The 6,438-nt window shown below is 72.2% G+C and carries 5 protein-coding genes; 4 read left to right on the forward strand and 1 reads right to left on the reverse strand.

What is annotated here, in order from left to right; genetic code table 11:
- Nucleotides 1–52 precede the first annotated feature (52 nt).
- Entirely contained in the window at nucleotides 53–760 is a 708-nt protein-coding gene (locus CHB94_RS15180; protein ID WP_089337393.1) for a hypothetical protein, read from the reverse strand.
- Between the two features lie 156 nt (nucleotides 761–916).
- Between CHB94_RS15180 and CHB94_RS15185 the strand changes: the two genes are divergently transcribed.
- The 4 genes from CHB94_RS15185 (at nucleotide 917) to CHB94_RS15200 (ending at nucleotide 6,268) form a co-directional block, all read left to right on the forward strand.
- On the forward strand, nucleotides 917–2,335 hold the full coding sequence (locus tag CHB94_RS15185) for a class II fumarate hydratase (protein ID WP_089337394.1): 1,419 nt from the start codon (nucleotides 917–919) through the stop codon (nucleotides 2,333–2,335).
- A gap of 100 nt (nucleotides 2,336–2,435) precedes the next feature.
- Complete coding sequence (locus CHB94_RS15190; RefSeq protein ID WP_089337395.1) at nucleotides 2,436–3,725, forward strand: citrate synthase; 1,290 nt, start codon at nucleotides 2,436–2,438, stop codon at nucleotides 3,723–3,725.
- Nucleotides 3,726–3,868: 143 nt separating this feature from the next.
- Nucleotides 3,869–4,060: a hypothetical protein gene (locus tag CHB94_RS15195; protein WP_089337396.1), complete on the forward strand. Its 192-nt coding sequence runs from the start codon at nucleotides 3,869–3,871 to the stop codon at nucleotides 4,058–4,060.
- Between the two features lie 189 nt (nucleotides 4,061–4,249).
- Nucleotides 4,250–6,268 (forward strand): NlpC/P60 family protein, encoded by a 2,019-nt coding sequence (locus CHB94_RS15200; RefSeq protein WP_254920673.1) that lies wholly within the window; start codon nucleotides 4,250–4,252, stop codon nucleotides 6,266–6,268.
- Nucleotides 6,269–6,438: the final 170 nt, after the last annotated feature.

A 6,438-nucleotide genomic window follows, 5' to 3' on the forward strand; every position in this document is an offset into this window, starting at 1 on the left:
CCGGAACCCGCCACGACCGGACCGCCCCGGAGACCTGACGGCCCGGTCGGCGTCACTCCAGTTCGGTGCAGGAGCCCACGGTGTACTCCTTCACCCGACCTCCGCAGGTTGCCCCGTACGTCTCGTACTGCGACATCGGCGGGGACTCGTACAGGAGGTCGTCGCACGCCTGCAGCGCGCCGTCGAAGCACTGCTGGGCATAGTCGTCGAGGACAGGGTCCGGCCCGAGGTCCTCCGGTGGCACGGGCGGGAACTGCTCGGCGGCCGGAACCGGTCCGCCGGGGAACCCCATGTCCTCGGGGAAGGCGCCCATCGCGCCCTCCATGGCGTCCTCCATCGCCTGCTGGGACCCCTCGACGATGCCCTCCTCGACGGCCGGCCCCACCTGGTCGGCGATCTCGCGGCCGATGTCCTCGGCGCTGCCGGCGAACAGCGCCGTGACGACGAGCCCGGCGCCGACCATCCCGACCAGCAGCCCGACCAGGGCCGCCAGCGCGAGCAGGAGCTTGCCGTTCGGCTGCGCGGGAGCGGCCGCCTGCGCACCGGCGACCGGCCCGCCGGGCGCGGAGGGCGCAGCCGGTGGCTGCCAGGAGGGCGCCCAGGACGGCGGCGACGGCGGCGACGGCGGCGACGGCGGCGCCCAGGCCGCGCCGTCCGGCTGCGCCGCCGCCTCAGACGCGGGCTGGGGCGCGGGCTGGCCGTACGGCTGAGGTGCGGGCGGCGTCGAGCCGTCCACGGGCGGGTTCGGGGGCTGGGACATCGGGCTCCTCGGATCGGGTGCGTGCGGCCGGCAAGGTCCCGCCGCCGCCCGCGTCATCGGCTCCTCGGGCCCGGACCGGAACCGCGCGGTCCACCCATTGGTGTCTAGGGTCCCTCCTGGAGCACTGTCACCATCCATCACACACGGGAGCGCAACGTGGCCCCACAGCAGGACGGCACCGGTCAGGACGCCACCGAGTACCGCACCGAGCACGACTCCATGGGGGAGGTCCGCGTCCCGGCCTGGGCGAAGTGGCGGGCCCAGACCCAGCGCGCCGTCGAGAACTTCCCCATCTCCGGCACACCGATCGAGCGGGAGCTCATCGGCGCCCTGGCGGCCATCAAGGGCGCGGCCGCCACGGTCAACGCCGACCTCGGCGTGCTGGACGGCGAGATCGCGACTGCCATCACCGAGGCCGCGGGGAGCGTGGCACGGGGCGAGTGGGACCAGCACTTCCCCATCGACGTCTTCCAGACCGGCTCGGGCACGTCGAGCAACATGAACACCAACGAGGTCATCGCCAGCCTCGCCACCGAGGCGCTCGGCAAGCCGGTGCACCCCAACGACCACGTGAACGCCTCGCAGTCGTCCAACGACGTCTTCCCCTCCGCGATCCACATCGCGGCCACCCGCGCGATCGTCGTCACCCTCATCCCGGCGCTGCGGCACCTGGAGGCCTCGCTGGAGCGCAAGGCCGAGGAGTTCGCCGAGGTGGTCAAGAGCGGACGCACGCACCTGATGGACGCCACCCCGGTGACCCTCGGCCAGGAGTTCGGCGGCTACGCAGCGGCGATCCGCTACGGCGTGGAGCGACTGGAGGCGTCCCTCCCCCGCATCGGCGAGCTGCCCCTGGGCGGTACAGCTGTGGGCACCGGTATCAACACCCCGCCCGGGTTCGCCGCCGCGATCATCGAGAAGCTGGCCGCCGACATGGACCTGCCGCTGTCGGAGGCCCGCAACCACTTCGAGGCGCAGAGTTCCCGCGACGCCCTGGTGGAGGCCTCGGGCCAGCTCAAGACCATCGCCGTGGGCCTGGTGAAGATCGCCAACGACCTGCGCTGGATGGGCTCGGGCCCGCGAACGGGGCTCGGCGAGATCTTCCTGCCCGACCTCCAGCCGGGCAGCTCGATCATGCCGGGCAAGGTCAATCCGGTCATCCCGGAGGCGGCGATCCAGGTGGCCGCCCAGGTCATCGGCAACGACGCCGCGGTCACCTTCGCGGGGACGACCGGCAACTTCGAGCTGAACGTCACCCTGCCGCTGATGGCCCGCAACGTGCTCGAGTCGATCCGGCTCCTGGCCAACGTGAGCCGCATCCTGGCCGACCGCACGGTCGACGGCACCACCGCCAACGTCGACCGGTGCCGCGAGCTGGCCGAGTCCTCGCCGTCGATCGTGACGCCGCTGAACAAGTACATCGGCTACGAGGAGGCCGCGGTCGTGGCCAAGCAGTCGCTCAAGGAGCAGAAGACGATCCGCCAGGTCGTCGTGGAGCGCGGGTACGTCGAGCAGGGCAAGCTCACCGAGCAGCAGCTCGACGAGGCGCTCGATGTCCTCTCCATGACCCACCCCTGACGTCAGCAGAGGGTGGGGAGCGAGAAAACCTCGCTCCTCACCCTCTTCTCGCGCCGGTCCGGGCAGCATCGAGGACCGACGAGCAGTAGCGTCGTCCTTCGTGAGCGAGACAGATGTAGCCCTGCGCTACCCCGGTGGAGAACTGCCCCTGCCCCTCGTCAAGGCGACGGAGGGTGCCGACGGCCTCGACACGAGCAAGCTCCTGTCATCGACCGGCCAAGTCGCCCTCGACATCGGCTTCATGAACACCGCCGCCTGCACCTCGGCGATCACCTACATCGACGGTGACGCCGGGATCCTGCGCTATCGCGGCTATCCGATCGACCAGCTCGCCGAGCAGTCCAGCTTCCTCGAGGTCACCTACCTGCTGATCTACGGCGAGCTGCCCACGGCCGACGAGCTCGGCGCGTTCGACCAACGGATCCGCCGGCACACCCTGTTGCACGAGGACCTCAAGCAGTTCTTCAAGGGGTTCCCCCGCGACGCGCACCCCATGCCGGTGCTCTCCTCGGCCGTCAGCGCGCTGTCGACCTTCTACCAGGACTCCCTCGACCCCTTCGACGAGGAGCAGGTGGAGATCTCCACCCTCCGTCTCCTGGCGAAGCTGCCGACCATCGCGGCGTACGCCTACAAGAAGTCGGTCGGGCAGCCCTTCCTCTACCCCGACAACTCCTGCGGGCTGGTCGAGAACTTCCTCCGCATGACGTTCGGCTTCCCGGCCGAGCCGTACGACCAGGACCCCGACCTTGTCAAGGCGCTGGACAGGCTCTTCGTCCTGCACGCCGACCACGAGCAGAACTGCTCGACCTCCACCGTCCGGCTGGTCGGCTCCTCGCAGGCCAACCTCTTCGCGTCGGTCTCGGCCGGCATCAACGCGCTGTTCGGCCCGCTGCACGGCGGCGCCAACCAGTCGGTGCTGGAGATGCTCGAGGCGATCCAGGCCGACGGCGGCGACATCCCGCGATTCGTCGAGCGGGTGAAGAACAAGGAGCCCGGCGTCAAGCTGATGGGCTTCGGGCACCGCGTCTACAAGAACTACGACCCCCGCGCAGCCATCGTGAAGTCGACGGCCGACACCGTGCTCGACAAGCTGGGCGGGAACAACGAACTGCTCGACCTCGCCCGCCAGCTGGAGGAGATCGCCCTCTCCGACGACTACTTCATCCAGCGCAAGCTCTACCCGAACGTGGACTTCTACACCGGGCTCATCTACCGCGCGATGGGCTTCCCCACGCGCATGTTCACGGTGCTGTTCGCTCTCGGCCGGCTGCCGGGCTGGATCGCGCAGTGGCGGGAGATGATCGCCGACCCGGCCACGAGGATCGGCCGTCCCCGTCAGCTGTACACCGGTGAGACCGAGCGGAGCTTCGTCCCCCTCGAGAAGCGCTGATGCGGCTCGCCTGACGCACGCACGATTGGGCCGGGCAGCCCTCCCACCGGGAGGCGCTGCCCGGCCCGCTGTGTGCCCGGAGCCGCCGCCTACGGTGAGTGCGCCCCGCACCCTTCGAGGAACGGATCCCTGGAGGACCGCCCATGGCCGAACCGCCCGGCGACGACCTCCTGGTCGTACCCCCGATCCCTCTCGCGAGCGGTCAGCTGGTGGAGTCGGAGGACGACGGGCCGCCCGTCCGCATCACCAAGGTCGAGGTCGTGGTCTCCACCGAGGACGGCGGCGAGCTCCGCATCCCCCTGACGCACCGGCACGGTGCCTGGTGGGCCCCCTGACAGCTCCCCCGTACGGGTCACCCGAGCGGCCTCGGCGGGAGGTTCACCCTCACCCGGAGGGGTGAAGGTCCCCGGCGCGGGTTCTCAAGCACGTCTCCCGGCACGTCGACACGAATTCGGAACGCTTCCGCCGCATCCGCAGCAGGAGGCACCGACGTCGCGACGACGAGACCGCTGGGGGACGCTGCAGTGCCTGCACCACGCGCGTCCTCCACGCGTTCCGGCACCTCGACCCGGCCGGTCCTCAGCGCCCGTGAGGCCCAGGCGCTGCGCGAGGCCCTGGCCCTGCGCGAGGCCCTGGCCGGCGGTCAGCCCCTCACGGCGGCGCAGGCCGCGGCGCTGCGCACCGCGACCGCCGCCGCCGACCGGGCCGCTCCGGGCGCGACCCGGACGACTGCGCGCCCGCCGGCGCGCCGCTCCAGCCCCGGACGCCCCGCCGCCAAGCGCCCCGCCGCCAAGCGCCCTGCCGCCGAGCGCCCTGTCACGAAGGGGAGGGCGTCCACCGACCGGAAGCTCGGCCGCCCCGCGGGCCGGACCGGCTCGCGTTGGTCGACACGCTTGGGCGTGGTGGCGCTGAGCACCCTGCTGCTGCCCGCGGTCGCGGCCCTGGTGCTGCCGGGTGCCGACGAGACCGGACCGGGCGACGGCCCGCTCGACACCACGGCCCTCGCGCTGACGGCGCAGAGCTCGCTGCTCGAGGACGCCGGGCGGTACCGGCTGCTCCAGCAGGAGGTCCACCGCCGGAAGGCCGAGCTGCAGCAGGCTCGCGACGCGGAGCAGGCCGCCCTGGCGCAGGTCCTGGCGCGGCAGGAGGTGGTCGGCAGTGCGGCCGCCGAGATGTACCGGGCGACTCCTCAGCAGCGTCACCCCCTGCTGTCGCTCAGCGTCCACGACGCCGGCGTCACCTCCGACGCTCTCCACCGGCAGTCGCTGGCCGACCGGACGGAGGTCGCCCTGACCGGGGACATCGTGCGGGCGCAGCGCAGCTCCCTCACCCTCTCCGTCGCCACCGACCGCGTGGCGCTCGCCGAGGCCGCCGTCAGGGCGGCCGACCGGCGCGCCGAGGCCGTCCTGGCCGGCGTGCGGTCGAAGGTCGACGACCTGACGCCCGAGATCACCTCCGCCCTCGCCGGCCTGGCCACCATCCCGGTCGCCGGGCCGCAGCAGGAGCGCAACCAGCAGGCGATGCTGCGCTGGCAGCAGTACCTCGGTCAGCTGGGCGCGGCCGGGATCGAACTTCCGTCGGCGTCCGCGCTGGCCGATCCCACCGACCTGCCGGCGGGCTTCTCCCCTGCCCTCGATGCGGCCGGGCAGCCGATCCCGGGTGTCGCGTGGGCCGTCGTCGGCACCAGCCCCGTCACGGTGCTGTCCGCCGAGACCGTCGCCGCGGTGAGCAACGCACTCTCCCAGCTCGGCAAACCCTTCGTCCCGGGCACCACCGGTCCCGACACCTACGACTGCGGTGGCTTCACCGCGTCGTCCTGGCTGTTCGCCGGATACGCCGTCCCGGCCACTCCGCAGGACCAGTGGGCCTCCGGCACGGCCGTGCCGCTCGCCGACCTGCAGATCGGTGACCTGGTCCACTCGCCGGGCGGTCAGGACGTCGGCATCTACCTCGGCGACGGCGACGTCATCGGCGCCTCGGCCGGCACCTACCAGGTGTCCGTCCGCTCCGTGGCGGCCGGCTCCTCGGCCACCCGCGTGACCCTGCCGGCGCCGGCTCTGGCCAACGCGCCGCTGCCGGTGGCCGAGGCCGGCGCGTGCGGCGCGGCCCTGGCAGCGCCCGGTGAGCGCACCGGGGCGTGGGGCGGATGGGCCAACGGCCAGATCCCGGCCGAGACCCTGTGCCGGCTGGGCGTCCACCGGCACGCCCTGCGCTGCGATGCCGCGGCCTCCTACGGTCAGCTGAACGTGGCGTACACGGCGGCCTTCGGCACCCCGCTGTGCATCACCGACTCCTACCGCTCCCTCAGCGGCCAGGTCTCGGCCTTCCGCCGGAAGCCGGCACTGGCCGCGGTTCCGGGCACCTCCAACCACGGCTGGGCCCTGGCGGTCGACCTGTGCGGTGGCATCAACATCGCCGGATCGACGCAGTGGACCTGGATGACGGCCAACGCCGGCCGGTTCGGGTTCGTCCAGCCGGACTGGGCTTCCCCGGGCGGCGAGAAACCCGAGCCGTGGCACTGGGAGTACGGCTACATCTCCTGATTCGGCCCCGTCCCGGGCCCCGCCCTGAGCCTGCGAAGGTCCACGGCCCCGTCCAGAGGCACGCAGCGACGTCTGAGAACGTGTCTCGGAACTGACGCGGTGCTGCGGCGTGGCGGCGGGGTGATGTGACGAGCTCCTGGTAGGGCGGTGGTTCCTACACCGTCCAGCCC

The sequence above is a fragment of the Blastococcus mobilis genome, from assembly GCF_900188025.1.
In the GTDB taxonomy this organism is placed as follows: Bacteria; Actinomycetota; Actinomycetes; order Mycobacteriales; family Geodermatophilaceae; genus Blastococcus_B; species Blastococcus_B mobilis.